The 20975-nt window shown below is 72.7% G+C and carries 20 protein-coding genes; 10 read left to right on the forward strand and 10 right to left on the reverse strand.

All coding sequences use genetic code 11. The annotated features are described in order from the left end of the window. The first annotated feature begins 94 nt into the window (after window positions 1–94). The gene (locus IE321_RS16675; protein ID WP_226652118.1) at window positions 95–1345 is read left to right on the forward strand and encodes a beta propeller repeat protein; all 1251 of its coding nucleotides are present in this window, start codon (window positions 95–97) and stop codon (window positions 1343–1345) included. On the opposite strand, the gene gad is transcribed toward IE321_RS16675, so the two are convergent. After that, complete coding sequence (gad, locus tag IE321_RS16680) at window positions 1342–2763, reverse strand: glutamate decarboxylase (protein ID WP_190223471.1); 1422 nt, start codon at window positions 2761–2763, stop codon at window positions 1342–1344. The two genes, IE321_RS16675 and gad, sit on opposite strands and share 4 nt — an antisense overlap. A 58-nt stretch (window positions 2764–2821) precedes the next feature. Then, complete coding sequence (locus tag IE321_RS16685) at window positions 2822–4099, reverse strand: ion channel protein (RefSeq protein ID WP_190223472.1); 1278 nt, start codon at window positions 4097–4099, stop codon at window positions 2822–2824. A 125-nt stretch (window positions 4100–4224) separates the two neighbouring features. Here IE321_RS16685 and IE321_RS16690 point away from each other — a divergent pair, with 125 nt between their 5' ends. Further along, window positions 4225–4995: a MerR family transcriptional regulator gene (locus IE321_RS16690; RefSeq protein WP_043226553.1), complete on the forward strand. Its 771-nt coding sequence runs from the start codon at window positions 4225–4227 to the stop codon at window positions 4993–4995. 114 nt (window positions 4996–5109) lie between these two features. Here IE321_RS16690 and IE321_RS16695 read toward each other — a convergent pair whose 3' ends face one another. Beyond that, window positions 5110–5478, reverse strand: coding sequence for a YbjQ family protein (locus IE321_RS16695; protein WP_043226554.1), 369 nt, complete (start codon window positions 5476–5478; stop codon window positions 5110–5112). A 167-nt stretch (window positions 5479–5645) separates the two neighbouring features. Between IE321_RS16695 and IE321_RS16700 the strand changes: the two genes are divergently transcribed. Further along, window positions 5646–7040: a DedA family protein gene (locus tag IE321_RS16700; RefSeq protein ID WP_190223473.1), complete on the forward strand. Its 1395-nt coding sequence runs from the start codon at window positions 5646–5648 to the stop codon at window positions 7038–7040. Window positions 7041–7131: 91 nt separating this feature from the next. On the opposite strand, the gene IE321_RS16705 is transcribed toward IE321_RS16700, so the two are convergent. Together IE321_RS16705 and IE321_RS16710 are read right to left on the reverse strand one after the other, a co-directional pair. Beyond that, entirely contained in the window at window positions 7132–8784 is a 1653-nt protein-coding gene (locus IE321_RS16705) for a threonine/serine exporter family protein (protein ID WP_043226555.1), read from the reverse strand. 133 nt (window positions 8785–8917) lie between these two features. After that, window positions 8918–9409, reverse strand: a complete 492-nt coding sequence (locus IE321_RS16710) for an inorganic diphosphatase (protein WP_043226556.1) — start codon at window positions 9407–9409, stop codon at window positions 8918–8920. A 102-nt stretch (window positions 9410–9511) separates the two neighbouring features. Here IE321_RS16710 and dacB point away from each other — a divergent pair, with 102 nt between their 5' ends. The 7 genes from dacB (at window position 9512) to IE321_RS16745 (ending at window position 17919) form a co-directional block, all read left to right on the forward strand. Further along, entirely contained in the window at window positions 9512–10924 is a 1413-nt protein-coding gene (dacB, locus tag IE321_RS16715; RefSeq protein ID WP_190223474.1) for a D-alanyl-D-alanine carboxypeptidase/D-alanyl-D-alanine endopeptidase, read from the forward strand. Window positions 10925–10982: 58 nt separating this feature from the next. After that, complete coding sequence (locus IE321_RS16720) at window positions 10983–12119, forward strand: Rv3626c family coenzyme F420 biosynthesis-associated protein (RefSeq protein WP_079022200.1); 1137 nt, start codon at window positions 10983–10985, stop codon at window positions 12117–12119. A gap of 263 nt (window positions 12120–12382) precedes the next feature. After that, window positions 12383–13399, forward strand: a complete 1017-nt coding sequence (tilS, locus tag IE321_RS16725; RefSeq protein ID WP_190223475.1) for a tRNA lysidine(34) synthetase TilS — start codon at window positions 12383–12385, stop codon at window positions 13397–13399. Window positions 13400–13440: 41 nt separating this feature from the next. Continuing rightward, window positions 13441–13980: a hypoxanthine phosphoribosyltransferase gene (hpt, locus tag IE321_RS16730; RefSeq protein WP_043226634.1), complete on the forward strand. Its 540-nt coding sequence runs from the start codon at window positions 13441–13443 to the stop codon at window positions 13978–13980. 186 nt (window positions 13981–14166) lie between these two features. Continuing rightward, window positions 14167–16185: an ATP-dependent zinc metalloprotease FtsH gene (ftsH, locus tag IE321_RS16735; protein WP_043226560.1), complete on the forward strand. Its 2019-nt coding sequence runs from the start codon at window positions 14167–14169 to the stop codon at window positions 16183–16185. A 102-nt stretch (window positions 16186–16287) separates the two neighbouring features. Beyond that, window positions 16288–16893 (forward strand): GTP cyclohydrolase I FolE, encoded by a 606-nt coding sequence (folE, locus tag IE321_RS16740; RefSeq protein ID WP_190223476.1) that lies wholly within the window; start codon window positions 16288–16290, stop codon window positions 16891–16893. Window positions 16894–16929: 36 nt separating this feature from the next. After that, window positions 16930–17919 carry a hypothetical protein gene (locus tag IE321_RS16745; RefSeq protein WP_226652117.1) on the forward strand — a complete coding sequence of 330 codons (990 nt, stop codon included), beginning with the start codon at window positions 16930–16932 and terminating at the stop codon, window positions 17917–17919. A gap of 3 nt (window positions 17920–17922) precedes the next feature. On the opposite strand, the gene IE321_RS16750 is transcribed toward IE321_RS16745, so the two are convergent. The 5 genes from IE321_RS16750 to folP all read right to left on the reverse strand — a co-directional run bounded on the left by IE321_RS16750 (window position 17923) and on the right by folP (window position 20965). Further along, window positions 17923–18402 (reverse strand): DUF3180 domain-containing protein, encoded by a 480-nt coding sequence (locus tag IE321_RS16750; RefSeq protein WP_190223477.1) that lies wholly within the window; start codon window positions 18400–18402, stop codon window positions 17923–17925. Window positions 18403–18450: 48 nt separating this feature from the next. Then, window positions 18451–19050, reverse strand: coding sequence for a 2-amino-4-hydroxy-6-hydroxymethyldihydropteridine diphosphokinase (gene folK, locus IE321_RS16755; RefSeq protein ID WP_190223478.1), 600 nt, complete (start codon window positions 19048–19050; stop codon window positions 18451–18453). Continuing rightward, a complete protein-coding gene (gene folB, locus IE321_RS16760; protein ID WP_030495863.1) occupies window positions 19047–19406 on the reverse strand; it encodes a dihydroneopterin aldolase in 360 nt (119 codons plus the stop codon). Before folB ends, folK begins: the two co-directional genes overlap by 4 nt. Before the next feature lie 111 nt (window positions 19407–19517). Then, the gene (locus IE321_RS16765; protein WP_229916422.1) at window positions 19518–19937 is read right to left on the reverse strand and encodes a nuclear transport factor 2 family protein; all 420 of its coding nucleotides are present in this window, start codon (window positions 19935–19937) and stop codon (window positions 19518–19520) included. Window positions 19938–20101: 164 nt separating this feature from the next. Continuing rightward, complete coding sequence (gene folP / locus IE321_RS16770) at window positions 20102–20965, reverse strand: dihydropteroate synthase (protein WP_190223480.1); 864 nt, start codon at window positions 20963–20965, stop codon at window positions 20102–20104. Window positions 20966–20975 lie beyond the last annotated feature (10 nt).

Genomic DNA, 20975 nt, shown 5'->3' on the forward strand with positions numbered 1-20975 from the left:
AAAGGGGCGCCGAGGTGGGAACCCGAAGGCGGTGAGCGGTGTAACAGAAGCAGACGGTTCACCGCGAACCGCCCGACGGACAGGGGGAAGTCCGATGCGCGTACCCGCCTCGCGGGCGCCGGCTCCGCTCCGCGCGCTCGTGGCACTGTTGCTCGCCTGGCTGCTCGCCGCCTGCACCACGGGGCCCGAGCCCGCCCCGGACGCCCGACCGGCACCGAGCGGCGGAGGCGAACGGACGCCCGGCGCGGGGGCGTTCGGCGATCCGCCGGACATCGCCGACGGGGCGGGACTGCCCGGCTGGGTCGCGGACCTGGGCCTCGCCGCCGACGGCAGCGGCTTCGCGCTCCTCGCCGAGTGCGTCGACGACGCGGCCCGCCCCGAGAACGGCTTCTGCCGGCAGCGGGTCGCGGTGCTCGACCGGGGCGCCCCCCGCTGGGAGCTCCGCGCCTCCCCGCTGCCCGAACTGCGCGGCACGGCAGGGGTGTCGGCGATCCTCTCGGTGCTCGGACCGGGGCGGGCGCTGATCGAGGACGGCCGCGGCGAGCGGACCGGACGGAGCTGGTTCACCGCCGACGGCGGCCGGAACTGGCGGCCGACCGACCCGCGCACGGCCGGCCGCACCCCAGAGATACCGCGGGGCGCGCGACTCACCACGGAGTGCGCCACGGACCCGGGCGCCCCGGCCGAACGGTGCGCCCGCGAGCGGCTGGCGGTCGTCTCGCCGTCCGACGGGCGGCGGCGGACGCTGGTGCGGCAGCCGCTCCTCGGGGCGCACCCGATCCCGATGACGGTGGTGGAGCCCGACGGATCCTGGTGGGTGTCCGGGACGGACCCGCTGACCGGCGGACCGGCGGTCGCGGTGTCCCGGGACGCGGGCCGAGGCTGGACCGTGAGCCGGCTGCCGGGCCCCGCCGACGGCCCCGGCCGTCACGCCCGGATCGTGGTGGGGCCGGACGCGGTGTACGCGGCGGAGATGGGCGAACGGCCGGGCGGCGAGCCGGTGAAGAACCCGCTGTGGGCGCTCCATCGCTCCCGGGACGGCGGCCGGACCTGGCAGCGGACGTGGACCCCGGGCGCGACGGACGAGCCGCGCTCGCTGGAGGGGCTGCCGGTGCCCGGCCCCGGCGGCCGGGTGGAGATCGCCGCCCAGTGGTCCGGCTACCGCAGCCTGGACGGCGGCCGGACCTTCCGCGAACTGGACGACGGCAGCGCCCACGTCCGCCGGACCCCCGCCGGACTGCTCCGGGAGCGCTCGCGCTGCCGGTACGAGCTGACCCGTGACGGCGTCCGCTGGACGGAGTTCACGCTGGCCTGCGGCGACGACGCCACCGTGGGCACGTCCTAGTGGTGGAAGGAGGTCGCGGCGCCCTTGTCCCGGGTCGAGGGGCCCGACTGCGCGCGGAGTTCGGGCAGCAGCCGGTGCAGGTCCTCCACCAGCAGGCTCGCGAGGTCGGCGGAGAAGCCGTTGCGGCAGACGATCCGCAGCACGGACAGGTCCTCGCGGTGCGCGGGGAAGGTGTAGGCGGGGACGAGCCAGCCGCGTTCGCGCAGCCGGCGGGAGACGTCGAAGACGTCGAAGGAGGTGACGTCGGAGGCGGTGGTGAAGGCGAAGACGGGCAGCTGGTCGCCGCGCGTGAGGAGCCGGAAGTCGCCCGTCGCCTCGATGCGTTCGGCCAGGCCCCGGGCGACGTCCCGGCTGGTCTGCTGGACGGCCCGGTAGCCCTCCCGGCCCAGCCGCAGGAACGTGTAGTACTGGGCGACGACCTGCGCGCCGGGGCGGGAGAAGTTGAGGGCGAAGGTCGGCATGTCGCCGCCGAGGTAGTTGACCCGGAAGACCAGCTCCTCGGGGAGCTCCTCGGCGCCGCGCCACAGCGCCCAGCCGACGCCCGGGTAGACGAGGCCGTACTTGTGGCCGGAGGTGTTGATGGAGGAGACGCGGGGGAGGCGGAAGTCCCACACCAGGTCCTCGTCGAGGAAGGGGGCGACCATGGCGCCGGAGGCGCCGTCGACGTGGACGGGGACGTCGAGACCGGTGCGCGTCTGGAGCTCGTCCAGGGCGGCGCAGATCTCGGCGACGGGTTCGTAGGAGCCGTCGAAGGTGGAGCCGAGGACGGCGACGACCCCGATGGTGTTCTCGTCGCACAGGGCGGCGGCGGAGGCGGCGTCGAGGTGGTAGCGGTCGCCCTCCATGGGGACCAGCCGGGGCTCGACCTCCCAGAAATCGCAGAACTTCTCCCAGCAGACCTGCACGTTGACGCCCATCACCAGGTTGGGCCGGGCGGTGGCCGGATACCGGTCGGCGTTCCGCTTGGCCCAGCGGCGCTTGAGCGCCATCCCGGCGAGCATGCACGCCTCGCTGGATCCGGTGGTGGAGCATCCGACGGCCGCGCCCGGGTCGGGGGCGTGCCAGAGGTCGGCGAGCATGGCGACGCAGCGGCGTTCGAGCTCGGCGGTGCGCGGGTACTCGTCCTTGTCGATCATGTTCTTGTCGCGGCACTCGGCCATGAGGACACCGGCCTGGGGCTCCATCCAGGTGGTGACGAAGGTGGCGAGGTTGAGCCGGGAGTTGCCGTCCAGCATCAGCTCGTCGTGGACCAGCTGGTAGGCGCTGGACGGGGGCAGCGGACCGTCGGGCATCCGGTGGCGGGGCGGCGCCTGGGTCATCCCGCCGACGGGGTCCGCCTCGCCGTAGAAGGGGTTGAGGGCGAGCCGGCGGAAGTGCTCGCTGTCGGTGTCGTCGGATCCCTTGTGGAGGGGGGCCATCGGGAGCTCCTTCCGCGGCTGGGCCGGGTCGCGGCCGGGCCGGGCTTCGGCGGGCGGGTCAGCGCAGGGCGCGGCCCTGGTGGTCGAGTTCGAGCTGGGGGCGGCCGGTGACGATCAGCCAGGCCGGCAGGGTGGCCAGGCAGAGCAGGCTGAGCATGGCGGGGGAGGAGGCGATGACGGCGGCGATGAAGAGGCTCACCCAGCCCTGCCGGGTGGTCGCGAGGAGGACGCCCAGGACCGCGGAGGAGACGGCGACCGCCGGGTGGATCTCCGGGACGAGCGCCTGGGCGACGAGGCCGAAGGCGGCGCCGATGAAGACCGCGGGGAAGACCCGGCCGCCCCGGAAGCCGCAGGCGGCGGCGACCAGCAGCGCGGCCAGCTTCACGACCGCCAGCTTGGCCAGCTCGCCGGAGGAGTACTCCCCGATGGAAGCGACGAGTTCCTCGGTCTCGTGCAGGCCCTTGAAGAGCGTCAGCTGCCCGCCGAGGGCGCCGAGGAGGCCCAGCACCAGACCGCCGACGGGCAGCATCACCATGGGGTGCCGCAGCCGCCCGAAGGCCCGGTGGAGGTGCGGGAAGGCCCAGCAGCCCAGCAGGCCGAAGAGGGCGCCGAGGGCGGCGACGACGAGGGCGGCGAGCAGGTCCTCCCAGCCGGGGTCGGTCAGCGGGGGAAGGCCCATCGCGAAGCTGGGGTCCGAGAGGAGTTGCGTGGTCATCGCCCCGGCCCCCGCGGCGACCAGCGGCGCGAAGAGCCGGTCCCACAGCGAGCCCTGCCCCGGGCGTCCGACGAGCGCCTCGGAGAGGACCAGGGCGGCGGCCACGGGGGTGCCGAAGAGGGCGCCGAAGGTGCCGGCGATGGCGAGCGAGACCCAGAAGGCGCCGGGCACGCCCGGCGCCGCCCGCAGCCCCAGCCAGGCGGCCAGGGCGATCGCGGAGGCGATCGTCGGCTGTTCGGGGCCGAGGCTGACGCCGCCCGCGAGGGCGAGCATGCTCGCGATCAGGAGGCCCGGCACCACGCCGGGGGCCATCGGCGGCCCGCCCAGCCCCTCGGAGGCCGGATCGGGTCCCGCGTGCCCGGGCGCCTTCCAGATCACCAGCCCGACGGCGACGCCGGTGGCCGTGAGGACGGTGATCACCCACAGGGAGGAGTAGGGGCCGATGTCGAGGGCGTCGGGCAGGGTCTCCCAGAGCACCGACTGGAGCTCCTCGGCGAGCTTGCTGACGCCGAGGAACAGCAGCGCCGATCCGACGCCCACCACGAGGGCGGGGAGGACCTGCGGCAGCAGGATCCGTACCGGGGACTCGGCGGGGGCGGTCGCGTCATGATCGGTGGCCACCGCCCCACCATAAGTGAGCAAATGCCGCACAACACCTCGAACGGGCCGGGCGTCGGGGCTTGCACCTCACGTCACGTCAGGACCGAGGCTGACGGCGTACCGACAGAGCAGAGGGGGACGGCCGCATGGGCTACTCCGTGGGACAGGTCGCCGGCTTCGCCGGGGTCACGGTGCGCACCCTGCACCACTACGACGCCATCGGACTGCTCAGCCCGGGCGGGCGGAGCGCGGCGGGCCACCGCCGCTACGACGACGCGGACCTCGACCGGCTCCAGCAGATCCTGTTCTACCGGGAGCTCGGCTTCCCCCTCGAAGAGGTCGCCGTCCTCCTCGACGACCCGCACGCCGACCCGCGGGAACACCTGCGGCGGCAGCACACCCTGCTGACCGCGCGGATCGACGGGCTCCGGAGGATGGCGGCGGCCGTCGAGCACGCCATGGAGGCGAAGAAGATGGGCATCAACCTCACCCCCGAGGAGAAGTTCGAGGTCTTCGGGGACAAGGACCCCGAGCGGTACGCGGAGGAGTCCGCGCGCCGCTGGGGCGGCACCGACTCGCACACCCGGGCCCAGGCCCGCGCCGCCGCCTACACCAAGGAGGACTGGCAGCGGATGAAGGACGAGGTGGACGCCTGGGGCGCCGCCTACGCGGACCTGATGGACCGGGGGCTGGACCCGGAGACGGCGGAGGCGATGGACCTCGCCGAGGCCCACCGCCGCCACCTCACCACCTGGTTCTTCGACTGCCACCCGGCGACCCACGTCCGGATCGCCGAGACGTACCTGGCCGACGAGAACTTCCACGCCTTCTACGCCTCGATCCACGAGGGACTGCCCGAACACCTCGCCGCCGCCGTCCGGGCGAACGCCCGGCGGGCGGAGACGCGGAGCCGGTAGCGCCCGGCCGGAGCGCCCGTAGCGCCCGGCCGGAGCGCCGGTGGAGCCCGGGAGCCGCTGCGGTCACGCAGCGGCACGGGCCCCACCGGGCCCGGCCCCGGACCCCGGGAGGGCTCAGGCGCGCGGCGCGATGACCACCGCCGTCCCGTAGGCACATACCTCGGTGCCCACGTCCGCGGCCTCCGTCACGTCGAAGCGGAACATCAGCACGGCGTTCGCGCCGCGCGCCCTGGCCTGCTCCACCAGACGCTCCATGGCCTGGTTCCGGGTCTCCACCAGGGTCTTCGTCAGACCCTTCAGCTCACCGCCGATCATCGACTTCAGACCGGCGCCGATCTGGCTGCCCAGATGACGCGAGCGGACCGTCAGCCCGAAGACCTCGCCGATCACCTGCCGTACCTCGTAGCCGGGGACGTCGTTCGTCGTCACCACCAGCACCTCGGGGTGCGGTCCCTGACCGCCTCCGTACTCCTCGATGCCCATCGGCACTCACCTCCTGGTCACCCAGGGTCGCCGGAAGGGCGCGGCTCTGCATCCCGTGGCACCCGGGCGGAACCGGGGCCCTTCCCTCCACGTTGATAGCTTGGGGCGCGCCGTCGGCATGTCCCCGCCCGACATGCCCCCACACCGACCGCCAGGAGCCCGGAACCGTGAACACGCTTGCCCTCGGACCGAGCTGGCTGGATCCGGACTACCTGATCCAGACCTTCGGCCTGATCGGTGTCCTCACCATCGTCTTCGCCGAGTCCGGCCTCCTCATCGGGTTCTTCCTCCCCGGCGACTCGCTGCTCTTCACCACCGGCCTCCTCGTCACCACCGGCAAGCTCGACTCCCCGCTGTGGCTGGTCTGCACGCTGGTCGTCGCCGCCGCGATCATCGGCGACCAGGTGGGCTATCTGTTCGGCCGGAAGGTCGGTCCCGCGCTGTTCCGGCGCCCCGACTCCAAGCTGTTCAAGCAGGAGAACGTCGAGAAGGCCCACGAGTTCTTCGAGAAGCACGGCCCGAAGTCGCTCATCCTGGCCCGCTTCGTGCCGATCATCCGCACGTTCACGCCGATCATCGCCGGCGTCAGCAAGATGAACTACCGCTCGTTCATCACCTTCAACATCATCGGCGGCGTCCTCTGGGGCGCCGGCGTGACCCTGCTCGGCGCCTCGCTCGGCAAGGTCGACTTCGTGCACCGGCACATCGAGATGATCCTCGTCGGCATCGTCCTCCTCTCGGTCGTCCCGATCGTGATCGAGTACCTCCGGGCCCGCTCCCAGTCGAAGAAGGCCGCCGCCCAGGGACCGGCCCCCGTCGACCCGTCGGCCCCCGCGGCCCCCGGCGACCAGGGCCCCTACGGCGAGCAGCCCGGCCAGGACGGCGAGCCCGGCCACGACGGCCGCCGGGACCAGGGCGGCTACGGCCACCAGGGCGGTTACGCCGAGCAGGGCGGCTACGGCGGCCAGGGCGGCTACGGCAACCAGGCCGCGTACGGCGACCAGGGCGGGTACGCGGGCCAGGGCGGCTACGGCGGCCAGGGCGGTTACGCCGAGCAGGGCGGCTACGGCGGTCAGGGCGGTCAGGGCGGATACGGCGGCCAGGCGGGGCAGACCGGCCAGGCGGGGCAGACCGGTCAGGCCGGGTACGGCCACCAGGGCGGCTACGCGGAGCAGGGCGGCTACGCCGCTCAGGGCGGTCAGGCCGGCTATGGCGACCAGGGCGGGTACGCGGGCCAGGGCGGGTACGCGGGCCAAGGCGGCTACGGCGGCCAGGGCGGTTACGCCGAGCAGGGCGGCTACGGCGCCCAGGCCGGATACGGCGACCAGGGCGCGTACGGCAACCAGCCCGGTCACCACGCCCAGCCCGGTCACCCTGCCCAGCCCGGCTACAACGCCCAGCCCGGCTACGGCGAGCAGCCCGGTCAGGGCGGATACGGCGGGCAGGGCGGCTACGACGGCCAGGGCAGCTACGACGGCCAGGGCGGATACGGCCGGCAGGGCGGCCACGACGGCCAGAACCCCCCGCCGCACGGCGGGGACGGCCGGCCCGTCCAGCGCTGACCCCCCCGACGGCGCCCCACCGCACCACAGAGCCCCGCCCCCGGCCCTCCCGGCCGGCGGCGGGGCTTCTTCGCGCCGCCGCCCGGACGGCTCAGAAGCCTCGGGTCCGCTTCGCCGCGCTGCGGGCCGAGACGGCGCCCGGGGCCCGCATGAAGAGGCGGGCCAGCTCGCCTCCCAGGTTCACCCCGATCGCGATCGCCAGCGCCAGGGCGGCCGCCTTCGCCAGCGAGGTGAAGCCCTGGTCCAGGTTGTTCTGGGCGATCGCCAGCACCCCGAAGTACGTCGCGGAACCGGGCAGCAGCGGCCCGATCGCCGCCGTCACGTACGGCAGCGACGACGTGTGGTGGTACCGCGCCATCAACTGCCCGAAGAGGCCCACCAGACCCGCCGCCACCGCCGTCGCCATCACCGTCGACCCCTCGCCGGTCACCGCGATCGACGCGTACACCACCCAGGCCACCCCGCCGTTGAACGTCGCGAACAGCACCGTCCCCCGCGACTGCTGCAACAGGATGGCGAAGGTCGCGCACAGCACCATCGACGACACGATCTGCGTCACCGGCCGCTCGACCGGGCTCAGCGCCCCCTCCGGATTGAGCTGCGCGTCGAACTGCACCGCCACGTACAGCACCGACAGCACGCCCACCACGATCGCCACGAAGAAGTAGGCGACCTCCAGGAGCCGCGCCGAGGCCGTGATGTAGAAACCGGTCAGACCGTCCTGCACCGCCGCCACCAGCGCCCGCCCCGGGATCAGCGCGAACAGGCCACCCGTGATCACCGCCGAGGGCCGCAGATCCGCGTGGAGCAGCGTCAGCAGCACCCCCATCGCGGCCGGCGGCATCGCCGCCACCAGGAACTGGTAGAACTCCGGCAGCCCGCGCCCCGCGCACAGCCACGCCAGCCGGTCGCCGAGCACCGCGCCCAGCGCCGCCACGAAGAACACCCACGCCCCGCCGCCCAGCAGCGTCGAGGCCGCGCCCGCGAGCACGCCCGCCGCCGCCGTCAGCACCCAGCCCGGGTACGGATGCCGGTTGCGCCGTATCTCCGCCAGCCGCCGGTACGCCTCCTCCGGCGACACCTCGTGCGCCGGCGCGTTGATGTCCGCGAGCAGCTGGTAGACCGCCGCCAGCCGGGTGTAGTCCGTGCCCCGGCGCCGCACCGTCCGGTTCGCCGTCACCGGATCGTCCACCAGCGACGGCTGGTACGTGATCGACAGCAGCGTGAAGGTCACCGTCGGCTCGCACCGGTCGAGACCGTACGACCGGCAGATCGCGAACATCGCCGCCTCGACGTCCTCCGCGCCCTCCCCGCCCGCCAGCAGCAGCTCCCCGATGCGGAGCGTCAGGTCGAGCACACGCGGCACCGACGGCCCCGTCTCGTCCTTCGGCGCCCGCTCCGGCACCGGACGGTCACCCACCGGCAGCCGCAGCATCGTCCGCATCCGGTCCTGCCACGGCGCGTTGTGCGGCAGCCGCGCCAGGGGGACCCCGTACGCCGGGGTGAAGGCCGGCGGCGAGTCCTTCGCCGAGTACGTCGACGGGGTGGCGAAGGCCGAGCCCTCCGGCTCCGGCGGCGGCTCGGGCGCCAGCCCCTCCGGCACCACGAAGGCCGAGCCCTCCGGTTCGGCCGGCGGCGGCTCCGGCACCAGCCCCTCCGGCAGGGCGAACTCCGAGGTCGCCTCGTCCGACAGGGGCTTCCGGTCCTCCGGAGCCTCCTCGGGGCCCGCCGGCTCCGCCACCACTCTCTCCGCTCACACCCGGGGAATCTTGAATTCCAGTATGGGCGTCAGACGGGCGTGCGAAACGCGGATGCGCGAAAGGCGGCACACCCCGAAGGGTGTACCGCCTCCCGCGAAGCCCATCGGACCAGGGGCGTCAGTGAGCGCCCTGCTCCTTGGCGCGCGCGATCGACTTCTCGATCTCCGCCTCGGCCTCCTCGCGGCCGACCCAGTCCGCGCCCTCGACCGACTTGCCCGGCTCCAGGTCCTTGTAGACCTCGAAGAAGTGCTGGATCTCCAGGCGGTCGAACTCCGGCACGTGGTGGATGTCGCGCAGGTGCTCCATGCGCGGGTCCGTCGCCGGGACGCACAGCAGCTTGTCGTCGCCGCCGGCCTCGTCCGTCATGCGGAACATGCCGATGGCGCGGCACTTGATCAGGCAGCCCGGGAAGGTCGGCTCGTCAAGGATGACCAGCGCGTCCAGCGGGTCGCCGTCCTCGCCCAGCGTGTTCTCCACGTAGCCGTAGTCGGTCGGGTAGGCCGTCGACGTGAAGAGGCGACGGTCCAGACGGATGCGACCGGTCTCGTGGTCGACCTCGTACTTGTTACGCGATCCCTTGGGGATCTCGATGAGAACGTCGAACTCCACGGGTGGCTCCTCCTGAATCAACACAAGTGAATGCTCGCGACGACGCGCGGTGATTAAGTGTCTCTCACGCACGTACGTGATCGCGAAAGGGGCTGGTCAGCAATGCCGGAGCCGAGGGTGTGGCAGCTCACGGCGGGCTCCGCCGTGCTCGGTCTGGCTCTCGCCGCCGCAGCGGCGACCGCGGCCGGCCCATGGGACGGAGGCCAGCGTACGGCCGAGCGGGCCCGCGCCGCCGCCCCCGCGACCGGTGGCGAGCGTCACCCCGCCCCGGCCGCCGCGCCCTCCGCCCCTCCGCGACCCGCCCGACCGGCCCCCGCGCCCAGCGCCCCCGGCGTCCTCACCGCCCTCACCGGACCGGCCGCCCCCGGCACCCGCCCCGCGGACCTCGCCCGCGTCCTCGTCCCCCTCCTGGCCGATCCCGGCCTCGGCACCGTCCGCAGCGCCTCCGTCGTCGACACCGCCACCGGCCGCCAGCTGTACGGCGAAGGCGCCGGCACCCCCATGACGCCCGCCTCCACCGTCAAGATCGCCACCGCCGCCGCGGCCCTCACCGCCCTCGGCCCCGACCACCGCATCGCCACCACCGTCTCCGCCGCCCCCGACGGCAGGACGGTCACCCTCACCGGCGGCGGCGACCCCACCCTCGACCCCGCCCGGCTGAAGAGGCTCGCGGCCGACACCGCCCGCGCCCTCCGGAAACGCGGCCACACCTCCGTACGCCTCGCCTACGACACGCGCCTCTACCCCGGCCCCGCCGTCCACCCCATCGGGCCCAACGAGAACCTCGCGCCCGTCACCGCCCTCATGACCCGCGAAGGCCGCCTCGACAACAGCACGAGCGGCCCCGCCCCCCGCTCCGGCGACCCCGCCCTCGACACCGCCACCGCCTTCGCCGGCCACCTCGCCCACGCCGGCCTCAAGGTCACCGGCGACCCCGCGCCCGGCCGCACCCCCCAGGGCGCCCCCCTCGCCCGCACCCACTCCGCCCCCCTCGCCGACCTCGTCGAACGCACCCTCACGAACAGCGACAACGACCTCGCCGAGGCCCTCGCCCGGCAGACCGCCCTCGCCCACCGGCAGCCCGCCTCCTTCCGGGGCGCCGAGAAGGCCGTACGCGACGAACTCGGCAAGCTCGGCCTCCCCCTCAACGGCGCCCGCTTCGCCGACGGCAGCGGCCTCGACCGCCGCGACCGCGTCTCCGCCGCCCTCCTCACCGCCCTCCTCACCCGCGCCGCCGACCCCGCCCACCCCGAACTCCGCCCCCTCCTCACCGGCCTCCCCGTCGGCGGCTTCACCGGCACCCTCGCCGGCCGCTACGGACAGGCCCCCGCCGGCGCCGGACTCGTCCGCGCCAAGACCGGCACCCTCACCGGCGTCAACACCCTCGCCGGCACCGTCGTCACCACCGACGGACGCCTCCTCGCCTTCGCCTTCCTCGCCGGCCGCACCCCCTCCCCGGACCTCGCCCAGCCCGCCCTCGACCGCCTCTCCGCCGCCCTCACCGGCCAGAACTGACCCCCACGCCACCCGCGGGAGAGGACCCGAACGGGGCCCGAACCCGTACCGTTGACGCATGACGAGCATCGGTGGTGCAGGCACGTCCGGAATGGTCGACTGGAACCTCGCGGTCGCGACCGCGACGAGGCTGGTCCGCCCCGGACCCGACGTCGGACGCGACGAGGCCCGCGCCGTCGTCGCCGAACTCCGCCGCCACGCCAAGGCCGCCGAGGAACACGTCCGCGCCTACACCCGGATGCTCCCCGAGGGCGCCGAACCGCACGACACGCCCGTCCTCGTCGTCGACCGCGCCGGCTGGATCAAGGCCAACGTCGCCGGCTTCCGCGAACTCCTCACCCCGCTCCTCGGCAAGATGCAGGAACGCCGCACCAGCACCCCCGGCAGCACCGTCCTCGGCGCCGTCGGCGGCAAGGTCACCGGCGTCGAGCTCGGCATGCTGCTCTCCTTCCTGGCCTCCCGCATCCTCGGCCAGTACGAGACCTTCGCCCCCGCCGCCCGCGACCTCCCCGGCGCCCCCGAAGGCGGCCGCCTCCTCCTCGTCGCCCCCAACATCGTCCACGTCGAGCGCGAACTCGCGGTCTCCCCCCACGACTTCCGCCTCTGGGTCTGCCTCCACGAGGAGACCCACCGCACCCAGTTCACCGCCGTCCCCTGGCTCCGCGACCACCTCCAGGGCGAGATCCAGTCATTCCTCGCCGCCACCGAGGTCGACCCCGGCACCTTCGTCGAACGCCTCCGCGAAGCCGCCCAGACCCTCGCCGGCGGCCGCCCCGAGGCCGAGGAGGGCGACCCCTCCCCGTCCCTCGTCGAACTCGTCCAGACCCCCGAACAGCGCGAGATCCTCGGCCGCCTCACCGCCGTCATGTCCCTCCTCGAAGGCCACGCCGACTACGTCATGGACGGCGTAGGCCCCCAGGTCGTCCCCTCCGTCGCCGAGATCCGCGAGAAGTTCCAGGCCCGCCGCGCCCGCGGCGCCTCCCGCCTCGACCTCGCCCTGCGCAAGCTCCTCGGCCTCGACGCCAAGCTCCGCCAGTACCGCGACGGCGAACGCTTCGTCCGCGCCGTCGTCGACCAGGTCGGCATGGACGGCTTCAACCGCGTCTGGACCTCCCCCAACACCCTCCCCACCAAGAGCGAGATCGCCGCCCCCGCCGACTGGATCGCCCGCGTCCACCGCGGCTCCGACTCCTGACCGCCGACACACGACGGCACACCGGCGGGGGCGCACCGTAAGGCAGACTCCTGGGACAGGAGCGTCGGACGGCGCGACGACACCGGCAAACACCCCGCCAATCACCCATCCGAGGGACCCTGGCCGTGGGGTGAGGCGTGCAATGCTCGGGTAAGGGCCACGTTTCTGTCACCATCGACGCACTCTGAGTGACCGAACACCCCATTCCGATCGTTAAGACTCCGACCGAGGCACCTCACCCCATTCACGAAGGGCACCGAACCATGGGTCCCCATCCTGCGGTCGCGGCGATACGCCTGGCGGTCCGCCGCGTACTCCACGACGTCCTCACCGAGCACCCCACCGACCCCGCCGCCCCCCGCGACACGCACCCCCTCGTGCTCGTCGCCTGCTCCGGCGGAGCCGACTCCATGGCGCTCGCCTCCGCCCTCGCCTTCGAGGCACGCAAACTCCCCGTCCGGGCCGGCGGCATCACCGTCGACCACGGCCTCCAGGACGGCTCCTCCGGCCGCGCCGGAGAGGTCGCCGACCGCATGACCGCCCTCGGCCTCGGCCCGGTCGACTCCGTCGCCGTCACCGTCGGCCGCGAAGGCGGACCCGAGGCCGCCGCCCGCGACGCCCGCTACGCCGCCCTCGACGCCGCCGCCGAACGCCACGGCGCCACCGCGATCCTCCTCGGACACACCCGCGACGACCAGGCCGAGACCGTCCTCCTCGGCCTCGCCCGGGGCTCCGGCATCCGCTCCCTCTCCGGCATGGCCGCCGTCTCCGGCAGCCACGGCCGCTACCGCCGCCCCTTCCTCCAGCTCGACCGCCAGACCGTCCGCAAGGCATGCATCGCCCAGGAACTCGCCGTCTGGGACGACCCCCACAACAGCGACCCGGCCTACACCCGCTCCCGCCTCCGCCACGAGGGCCTCCCCGCCCTGGAGAAGGCCCTCGGCAAGGGCGTCGTCGAAGCCCTCGCCCGAACGGCCCAGCTCTCCCGCGACGACGCCGACGCCCTCGACACCTGGGCCGCCGACGCCGAGACCTCGGTACGCGACGAGGCCGGCGCCCTGGAATGCGCCAAGCTCTACGGCCTGCCCCCCGCCGTACGCCGCCGCGTCCTGCGCCGCGCCGTCATCGCCGAGGGCGCCCCCGCCGGCTCCCTCTTCGCCCGCCACATCGAGGAACTCGACCGGCTCATCACCGGCTGGCGCGGCCAGGGCGCCATCAACCTGCCCGGCCGCGTCGAAGCCCGCCGCCAGGGTGGCAGACTGGTCATCCGGCAAGGCTGACGCACGCTGCAACGAAAGTGACCCGGGTGAACGAGAAGGACATGGGCACCGACCTCCAGTCGGTGCTCATCACCAAGCAAGAGATCGACGCCAAGCTCGCCGAGCTGGCCGCGAAGATCGACGCGGAGTACGCGGGCAAGGACCTGCTCATCGTCGGAGTCCTCAAGGGCGCCGTGATGGTGATGGCGGACCTGGCACGCGCCCTGTCCACCCCCGTCACCATGGACTGGATGGCCGTCTCCTCCTACGGCGCCGGCACCCAGTCCTCGGGCGTCGTCCGCATCCTCAAGGACCTCGACACCGACATCAAGGGCAAGCACGTCCTGATCGTCGAGGACATCATCGACTCCGGCCTGACGCTGTCCTGGCTCCTGTCGAACCTCGGCTCGCGCGAGCCCGCCTCCCTGGAGGTCTGCACCCTGCTGCGCAAGCCGGAGGCCGCCAAGGTCGCCATCGACGTCAAGTGGATCGGCTTCGACATCCCCAACGAGTTCGTCGTCGGCTACGGCCTCGACTACGCCGAGAAGTACCGGAACCTTCCGTTCGTCGGCACGCTCGCCCCGCACGTCTACGGCGGCTGACCCGCCTCGGCGTCACGGGGAACCCGTACCGCCTTCCCCCCGTTGAACCACGGGAAGGCGGTCGCGGGCGACGATGCTGAGGTACCGTCCGAAGAACAGCTTTTCGCACACCGCTTTTCACACCGCATTTCTCACAGAGGCATTTACCTACGGGCAGGAGGGACGGAGCGTTCTCGCTCCGTATGGATGGACGTGAAGCGATACTTCCGTGGGCCGGTCATGTGGATCGTGCTGGCCGTCCTCGCCGTGGTCGTGCTGATGCAGGTCGTCGGCTCGTCCGAGGGCTACAAGACGGTGGACACCGGCAAGGTCGTCCAGGCGATCGACAAGAACCAGGTCAAGCAGGCAAAGATCACCACCGGTGACGAGCAGATCGTCAAGATCGAGCTCTCCGGTGACACGAAGATCGACGGCAGCAACAAGGTCCAGGCCAGCTACATCGGCACCCAGGGCGCCGACCTGGCCGACAAGCTGCAGGAGAAGTTCGAGGCCGGGCAGATCGAGAAGGGCTACACCGTCTCCCCGACGAAGCAGTCGCCCTTCGTCTCGATCCTGCTCTCGCTCCTCCCCTTCGTCCTCATCGTGGTCGTCTTCCTCTTCCTGATGAACCAGATGCAGGGCGGCGGCTCCCGCGTCATGAACTTCGGCAAGTCCAAGGCGAAGCTCATCACCAAGGACACGCCCAAGACCACCTTCGCCGACGTCGCCGGCTCGGACGAGGCCGTCGAGGAACTCCACGAGATCAAGGAGTTCCTCCAGGAACCCGCCAAGTTCCAGGCCGTCGGCGCCAAGATCCCCAAGGGCGTCCTGCTCTACGGCCCGCCCGGAACCGGCAAGACGCTCCTCGCGCGCGCCGTCGCCGGCGAGGCCGGGGTGCCCTTCTACTCGATCTCCGGCTCCGACTTCGTCGAGATGTTCGTCGGCGTCGGCGCCAGCCGCGTCCGCGACCTCTTCGAACAGGCCAAGGCCAACGCCCCGGCCATCGTCTTCGTCGACGAGATCGACGCGGTCGGCCGCCACCGCGGCGCCGGCCTCGGCGGCGGACACGACGAGCGCGAGCAGACCCTCAACCAGCTGCTCGTCGAGATGGACGGCTTCGACGTGAAGGGCGGCGTCATCCTGATCGCCGCCACCAACCGCCCCGACATCCTCGACCCCGCCCTCCTGCGCCCGGGCCGCTTCGACCGGCAGATCGCCGTCGACCGACCCGACATGCAGGGCCGCCTGGAGATCCTCAAGGTCCACCAGAAGGGCAAGCCGGTCGCCCCGGACGTCGACCTCGGCGCCGTCGCCCGCCGCACCCCCGGCTTCACGGGTGCCGATCTCTCCAACGTCCTCAACGAGGCGGCGCTCCTCACCGCCCGTTCGGACCAGAAGCTGATCGACAACAAGGCGCTCGACGAGGCGATCGACCGCGTGGTCGCGGGCCCGCAGAAGCGGACCCGGATCATGTCGGACAAGGAGAAGAAGATCACCGCGTACCACGAGGGCGGCCACGCCCTGGTCGCGGCGGCCTCTCCCAACGCCGACCCGGTCCACAAGATCACCATCCTGTCCCGCGGCCGCGCCCTGGGCTACACGATGGTCCTGCCGGACGAGGACAAGTACTCCACCACGCGCAACGAGATGCTCGACCAGCTGGCGTACATGCTGGGCGGCCGCGCGGCGGAGGAGCTCGTCTTCCACGACCCGACCACGGGCGCCGCGAACGACATCGAGAAGGCCACCGCCACGGCCCGCGCGATGGTCACGCAGTACGGCATGACCGAGCGGCTCGGCGCCATCAAGTTCGGCGGCGACAACACCGAGCCCTTCCTCGGCCGCGAGATGTCCCACCAGCGCGACTACTCGGAAGAGGTCGCCGCGCTGGTCGACGAAGAGGTCAAGAAGCTCATCGAGACCGCGCACAACGAGGCGTGGGAGATCCTGGTCGAGAACCGCGACGTCCTCGACAACCTGGTCCTGGCCCTCCTGGAGAAGGAGACCCTGGGCAAGGAGGAGATCGCCGAGATCTTCGCGCCGATCGTCAAGCGCCCGGCCCGTCCGGCCTGGACCGGCTCGTCCCGCCGCACCCCGTCCACGCGTCCGCCGGTCCTCTCCCCCAAGGAGCTGGCCCTGACGAACAGCGCGAACGGCACGGCGGCCCCGGTCGTCGACACCACCAAGGGCATCGACATCGCCCCCGAGGACACCCCGGAGCCCTGAGCCCCGGCCCCCCCCGGAATGGAAGCCGCGCCCCCACAGGTTCTAGCCTGTGGGGGCGCGGCTTTTCTCGCGCCCAGTCAGACCAGACGGAACGAGGCACAGATGACCGACCCGGTGACGCTGGACGGTGAAGGCACGATCGGCGAGTTCGACGAGAAGCGCGCCGAGAACGCCGTACGAGAGCTCCTCATCGCGGTCGGCGAGGACCCGGACCGCGAGGGTTTGCAGCAGACCCCCGCACGCGTTGCACGTGCATACAAGGAGCTCCTGTCGGGGATGCGGCAGGAGCCGGAGGACGTCCTGACCACGACTTTTGACCTCGGTCACGACGAAATGGTCCTCGTGAAGGACATTGAGCTCGTAAGCTTCTGCGAACATCATCTTCTCCCGTTCCATGGTGTCGCCCATGTGGGCTACATCCCGGCGGAGAGCGGAAAGATCACGGGCCTGTCGAAGCTGGCCCGCCTGGTAGATGTCTACGCCCGTCGCCCGCAGGTGCAGGAACGTCTCACCACTCAGGTGGCGGACTCGCTGATGCGTATTCTCGAAGCGCGCGGGGCGATCGTCGTGATCGAGGCCGAGCACATGTGCATGTCGGTACGAGGCATCCGCAAGCCGGGCGCGAAGACGACCACCTCGGCGGTGCGCGGACAACTTCGCGACGCTACCACCAGGGCCGAGGCCATGTCCCTGATTCTGGCACGTTAGGGGCGAACCGCCCGCCGTGCTCCATACCGTCCCGGTATGGGATACGGCCTCGCGAGCAAGATGCTCGTCAATCTGGTCGGAGGCTGCGTTCAGGCGAAGAACGTGGCCTCCGGCGACATCATGTGGACCCTGGACGGGGTTCGGACGGTGCGGACCACGGTCACCGGTGTGACCGCCGCCAAGGCGCGGCACGCCGTCGAGGTGGTCACCGACCACATGGCCTTCCTCGCCAGCCCGGACCTGCTGCTGTTCACGCCGGACGGGTGGACACACGCGGCGGACGCGGCGGGGACGACGGTCGCGTGGACGCCCGCGCGGAAGCTGTGCCGGGAGCGGCCGGCGATCCGGCCGGGATACGAGTTCGGCTACTTCGTAGGCGCCACGTGCGCCGACGGTACGGTCGGCAAGAACTACGTCTCCCTCGTGGTGAACGAGGAAGCCTTCGCGGAGCGGTACGCGACCGCGCTGACGGCCTGCACGGGGCTGCCCGCCCGCTTGGAGGCGGTCACCCGGCCCTCGGGCTTTCTGAAGCGGGACCTGCCCGGCTTCCGGGTCAGGGTGGTCTCTTCCTACCTCTCCGACGCCCTGCGCCACTACGTGGGCGGAGACGCCCACCACCTCCGCCAGGGGTTTCCCCGGGTGGTGCTCCGTGACATCGACACCTTCAATGGCTTCCTCGACGGATACGTCGAGGGCGACGGCTGCCGCATCAAAGCCTGGCCGGCCAGGATGATCGTGAGTGCCAACGCTCCCTTCCTGGCCGAGGTCGCCCGCGTCATCGGGGCGCGGTTCACTCCGAGGCCCCAGGGGATTTCCCAGCTCGTGGTTTCCGACCGCTGGCAGTCCCGAGGCACCTTCACCCCCGAGCACCACCCCCTGGACCCGCCCGAGTCCTCCTGGGTCCAGGTGCACGAGGTCCGCCCGCGCCCGGCTCTCGGCACGAAGCCGTTCACCTTCTACGGGTACCGGCTCGCCCCGCACCCCACCTTCCTGGTCAACGGACACCTCGCCCGCGAGGCCTGGTAGGGGTCAGGCGGCCGGGGCGGGGCCCTTGTCGTCGTCCTCGGGGAGTTTGCAGATGCGCTCCAGGAAGAGGGCGGCGGCGATGACGCCGAAGCCGGCGACGACCGCGGCGGCGGCGTAGAGGGCCTGGTCGCGGCGGGCGGGGACGTCGAGGGAGCCGAGGAGGAAGACGCCCACGCCGCCGTAGAGACCGGCGACGAGGGCGGCGACCAGGGCGCTGGCCTGGCCGAAGACGACCGCGCGGGCGGCCATCAGGGGCTCGACGCCCTTGGCGCCGGGGCGGCGCTCGCGCTGGGCCTTGAGGCGGACCCGGATCGACAGGGCCGTCGCGGTGAGGACCACCGCGATCACGGCGAGGACGATGGGCGCGGCGAGCGGCACGCTGGGGAGCGTGCCGACGGAGTCCCACAGGCGGGCGCCGCCCCAGGAGAGGATGCCGGCGACCAGGAAGAGTCCGGCGAGCACCTTGAGCCGCAGTTGTTTCACCGGGTGTCCTTCACGTGGTCGCGGGTGGTCTGCCACGTAGCGTAACGATTACTCGGGGAGACGGAGTTCCAGGTCGGTCCGGGGCGTCACGCCGGCGCGGTCGACGACGGCGAGGAGGGCCGCCACCGGACCGTGGCCGGGGAGCTGGGCCTCGGGGTCCGCGTCGTGCCAGGGGGCCAGCACGAAGGCGCGCTGGTGGGCGCGGGGGTGGGGGAGGGTGAGGACGGGGTCGTCGGAGACCACGTCGGCGTACGTGATGATGTCGACGTCCAGCGTGCGGGCGCCCCAGCGCTCGTCCCGGACCCGCAAAAAGGCCTCCTCGACGGCCTGGGCGCGCTCCAGGAGGGAGGAGGGCGGGAGGGTCGTCTTCACGAGGGCGACCGCGTTGAGGTACGAGGGCTGGCTGTCCGGCTCGACGCCCCAGGGCTCGGTCTCGTAGACCGGGGAGACGACTTTGACGCGGAGGCCGGGGGTGTCGCCGAGGGCGTCGACGGCTCCCTGGAGGTTCTCCAGGCGGTTGCCGAGGTTGGCGCCGAGGGCGAGGACGGCCCAGCGGGGGTTGGAGAGGGTGGTGTCGGCGGCGTCGACGGCGGCGACGACGGCGGCGGGTACGGGCTGGACGGTGGGGTCGCTCTGGGTCGGCTTCATCGTCGGCTCCGGGTGATCGTGACGGTGACGTCGTCGAAGGGGACGGTGATGGGTGCGTCCGGCTTGTGGACGACCACCTCGACCTCCTGGACGCCGGCGTGGCTGAGGCACTGCTGGGCGATGCGCTCGGCGAGTGTCTCGATCAGGTCCACGGGCTCGCCCTGGACGACGTCGACGACCTCCTCGGCGACCACGCCGTAGTGGACGGTCTTGGTGAGGTCGTCGTCGGCGGCCGCCGGGCGGGTGTCGAGGCCGAGGACCAGGTCCACGATGAAGGTCTGCCCCTCCTCGCGCTCCTTGGGGAAGACGCCGTGGTGACCTCGGGCCTTGAGGCCGCGCAGCGCGACACGATCCACGCGAATCACTCCTGCTGTCGTAGTTGCGGGGGCACGCAGCCGGGTGCGGACGGCCGGGTGTCCTCCATCGAATCTACCTGCGGGCACCGACAGCGCTTGCTGTCGGGGCCGTCAGGCGGAGGTTCCGGGGTCGTCGTCGGGGGCCGCGGGGGGTGTGTCGTCGTCGGTTCCGGCGATGACGGGGGAGGCGTGGTGGGACCAGATCCGCCAGCCTTCGGGGGTCCGGCGGAAGGCGTTGGTGGCGACGACGAGCTGTCCGACGAGCGGGCCGAGCTCGGCGCCGTCCTCGGCGGGGCCGCCGCTGAGGATGTTCTCGGTGCAGGTGACGAGGGCGGTGTCGCCGGCGAGGGCGATGCGTACGTCGGTGAGGAAGAACTGGATGTAGTCGGTGTGCGCCATGATCAGGGCGTACGAGCGGAGCACCTCGCCGCGGCCGGTGAGGACGGGCCAGCCGGGGTGGACGCAGGAGATGTCGGTGGCGCCGTCGTCGAGCCAGAGGTCTTCGAGGCGGTCGAAGTCGCCCTCCTCCATGGCCGCGTAGAAGGCGGTGTTGGCGGCTTCGACGGCGGTGCGGTCGGTGGCCCAGCCGCCCTCGGGCCCGCCGGTCCCGGGTCCGCCTGCCCCGGGTCCGCCGGTCCCGGGCCCGCTCGCCTCGGGCCCGTCGGGCTCGGGCCCGTTCGCCCCGGGCCCGCCGGTCACCGGGCTCCTTCGACGGCGCGGACGACGCGGACGGCGTCGGCGGTGGCCCAGACCTCGTGGACGCGGACGGCCCAGGCGCCCTCGTGGGCGGCGAGGGCGGAGACGGCGGCGGTGGCGGCGTCGCGCTCGCGGGCGGGCGGCGGGACGGCGCCGGGCTCGCGGGTGAGGACGTGGCCGAGGAAGCGTTTGCGGGAGGCGGCGACCAGGAGGGGGCGGCCGAGGGCGCGCAGCTCGGGGAGGTGGGCGACGAGGGCGAGGTCGTGGGGGGCGAGCTTGGCGAAGCCGAGGCCGGGGTCGATGACGATCCGCTCGGGGGCGATGCCGCCGTCGACGACGGCCTCCATCCGGGTGCGGAGTTCGGTGACGACCTCGGTGACGACGTCGTCGTAGACGGCGAGGCTGTTCATGTCCTGGCTGAAGCCGCGCCAGTGCATGACGACGAAGGGGACCTCGGCGGCGGCGACGGCGGGGATCATGCCGGGGTCGGCGAGGCCGCCGCTGACGTCGTTGACGAGGGTGGCTCCGGCGGCGACGGCGGCGGTGGCGACGGAGGCCCGCATGGTGTCGACGGAGACGGTGACGCCTTCGGCGGCGAGGCCGCGGACGACGGGGACGACGCGGCGGAGCTCCTCCTCCTCGTCCACGCGGGTGGCGCCGGGCCGGGTGGACTCGCCGCCGACGTCGACGAGGTCGGCGCCCTGGGCGACGAGGTCGAGGCCGTGTTTGACGGCGGCCGTGGTGTCGAACCAGCGGCCGCCGTCGGAGAAGGAGTCCGGGGTCACGTTGACCACGCCCATGACCGCGCAGCGGTCCCACTCGGGAAGGCCGAGGGGAGCGCCCCGGTCGATCGTCGTACTCATACGACCAGCG

This window comes from Streptomyces hydrogenans (assembly GCF_014656075.1).
Taxonomy (GTDB): domain Bacteria; phylum Actinomycetota; class Actinomycetes; order Streptomycetales; family Streptomycetaceae; genus Streptomyces; species Streptomyces hydrogenans.

Bases quoted from the DNA above. Each gene is read 5' to 3' on its own strand.
- tilS (WP_190223475.1), top strand. From the start codon at position 12,383: ATGGGTCCCCATCCTGCGGTCGCGGCGATACGCCTGGCGGTCCGCCGC.
- IE321_RS16720 (WP_079022200.1), top strand. From the start codon at position 10,983: ATGACGAGCATCGGTGGTGCAGGCACGTCCGGAATGGTCGACTGGAAC.
- hpt (WP_043226634.1), top strand. From the start codon at position 13,441: ATGGGCACCGACCTCCAGTCGGTGCTCATCACCAAGCAAGAGATCGAC.
- gad (WP_190223471.1), bottom strand. From the start codon at position 2,763: ATGGCCCCCCTCCACAAGGGATCCGACGACACCGACAGCGAGCACTTC.
- IE321_RS16675 (WP_226652118.1), top strand. From the start codon at position 95: ATGCGCGTACCCGCCTCGCGGGCGCCGGCTCCGCTCCGCGCGCTCGTG.
- dacB (WP_190223474.1), top strand. From the start codon at position 9,512: ATGCCGGAGCCGAGGGTGTGGCAGCTCACGGCGGGCTCCGCCGTGCTC.
- folE (WP_190223476.1), top strand. From the start codon at position 16,288: ATGACCGACCCGGTGACGCTGGACGGTGAAGGCACGATCGGCGAGTTC.
- IE321_RS16765 (WP_229916422.1), bottom strand. From the start codon at position 19,937: ATGGAGGAGGGCGACTTCGACCGCCTCGAAGACCTCTGGCTCGACGAC.
- ftsH (WP_043226560.1), top strand. From the start codon at position 14,167: ATGGACGTGAAGCGATACTTCCGTGGGCCGGTCATGTGGATCGTGCTG.
- IE321_RS16690 (WP_043226553.1), top strand. From the start codon at position 4,225: ATGGGCTACTCCGTGGGACAGGTCGCCGGCTTCGCCGGGGTCACGGTG.
- folP (WP_190223480.1), bottom strand. From the start codon at position 20,965: ATGAGTACGACGATCGACCGGGGCGCTCCCCTCGGCCTTCCCGAGTGG.
- folK (WP_190223478.1), bottom strand. From the start codon at position 19,050: ATGAAGCCGACCCAGAGCGACCCCACCGTCCAGCCCGTACCCGCCGCC.
- IE321_RS16695 (WP_043226554.1), bottom strand. From the start codon at position 5,478: ATGGGCATCGAGGAGTACGGAGGCGGTCAGGGACCGCACCCCGAGGTG.
- IE321_RS16745 (WP_226652117.1), top strand. From the start codon at position 16,930: ATGGGATACGGCCTCGCGAGCAAGATGCTCGTCAATCTGGTCGGAGGC.